The sequence below is a fragment of the Streptomyces sp. NPDC027189 genome (assembly GCF_055566975.1).
In genome coordinates this window covers 1-1391 of the sequence record NZ_JBVHRI010000087.1, presented here as the reverse complement: position 1 = coordinate 1391, position 1391 = coordinate 1, and the positions used below count along the sequence as shown (strand labels likewise).

At 62.1% G+C, this 1391-nt stretch carries 1 protein-coding gene; it reads left to right on the top strand.

Annotation, left to right across the window (positions count from 1 at the left end; genetic code table 11):
- The first annotated feature begins 938 nt into the window (after positions 1-938).
- A complete protein-coding gene (locus tag ACZ4RZ_RS50305; protein WP_467754380.1) occupies positions 939-1265 on the top strand; it encodes a hypothetical protein in 327 nt (108 codons plus the stop codon).
- The last annotated feature ends 126 nt before the right edge of the window (positions 1266-1391 follow it).

Sequence of the window (1391 nt, the reverse complement as noted above, 5' to 3'; positions counted from 1 at the left end):
TTAGGGCGCTGACCTGCGCAAATAAACCGGACAGCTCTCAGGGCCGCTGTCCGGGCTGTCCGGTTACAGCCTTGAACGTCATGACCGTGCCGCATGCGCCAAGATCGCCGTCTGACGTAGCGGCCCCCGGTCCCGAGACAGCTCCGGCTTCACCGGGAGGCATGCTGCCTCCGCCGACGTCCGCATCCGCCGTGCTGCAGTTGCCCTTCGGCGACCTCGACGAAGGTATTAAGCCTTGCCGACCTGATTGGCGTGGACTGCCAAGCGCCGTCCGGAATGGCCAGAAACCGTTTCGTGTGCAGTGGAACCGCTGGTTAGAAGTCTGGCCCAATTGGCCACAGTCTGGCCATAGGCTCCCGACCCGCGCAGATGACAGACCGAGGATGGCTTGTTGTTTACCCCTCGCGCGCCTCATGTTCAGTTTGTTGAGAATTGAACTGTGATTTACAAAGCTCAGAAGTACCTCAAATATCTCGTGATGCACTTACGTCACATCAGCGTGTGCGTAAGACTCTCGTTCGACCAATCACCCTGAAGGGGGAAACTGTGCGTCACAACGTTAGAGCAGCATTTGCGAGTGCTGCCATTGCCCTTGGAGCGTTGGGTGTGGCGACCCCGAATGCTTCTGCTGCGGCAAATGCGCATCCTTCCGGTTGCCACTACCAAGTCCCTGGCAGTTGGGGCGGGGTCGCCCGCTGCGACAGGAGTAACGGCGGCCACTACCGCGCCCTCGCGAGGTGCAAGGACCCAGACACTGGGGCCATCAAGGAGTTCGTGGGCGACTGGCGGAATAATGGCTCGTGGTCCAAGGCCTACTGCGGGGGCGCGACCAGAGCTGTGACCGCTGGCATCGAAACTAAGTACAACTAAATGCGAGGCGCCAGCCTCCCGCGCACGGCACACCTCTAAATGACCGCGCAGCGAAAGGATCCACACCAATGAAGAAATGGTCGGTTCTCGTCACGGGTGGCGTGGTAGCCGCCTTTTCCCTCGGCTTCCAGGGTGCAGCCTCCGCAGCGCCCACGGGGGCAACCGGCTGGCCGACGGGCTGCATCTACCAGACCAACTTCGACAATGGCGGGATGGCCCGCTGTGACCACAGTAACGGCGGCCACTACAGGGCCACCGCCATTTGCACACGCCTGGACGGCGGCGGCAAGATCGACATCGAGGCTGTCGCCTGGAGGTCCAGCGGCTGGTCGAAGGTCTACTGCCCGGCGTTGACGAAATTCTCCTCGGCCGGGATCAACACCAAGGCCTCGTGAGGGCGGCACACGCCAAGGAAGGTGCCGGTTAAAGACAGATGCGCAAAGGGTCCGTGCCGTCTGCGTTCGGCACGGACCCTCGCAAAGCCCTTTCTGCCACCGCCGTCCCGGCCGCGCCAACGCTAG

What these genes read in the sequence shown, in the direction of transcription:
- ACZ4RZ_RS50305 (WP_467754380.1), top strand. Translation starts at nt 939, where the DNA reads ATGAAGAAATGGTCGGTTCTCGTCACGGGTGGCGTGGTAGCCGCCTTT.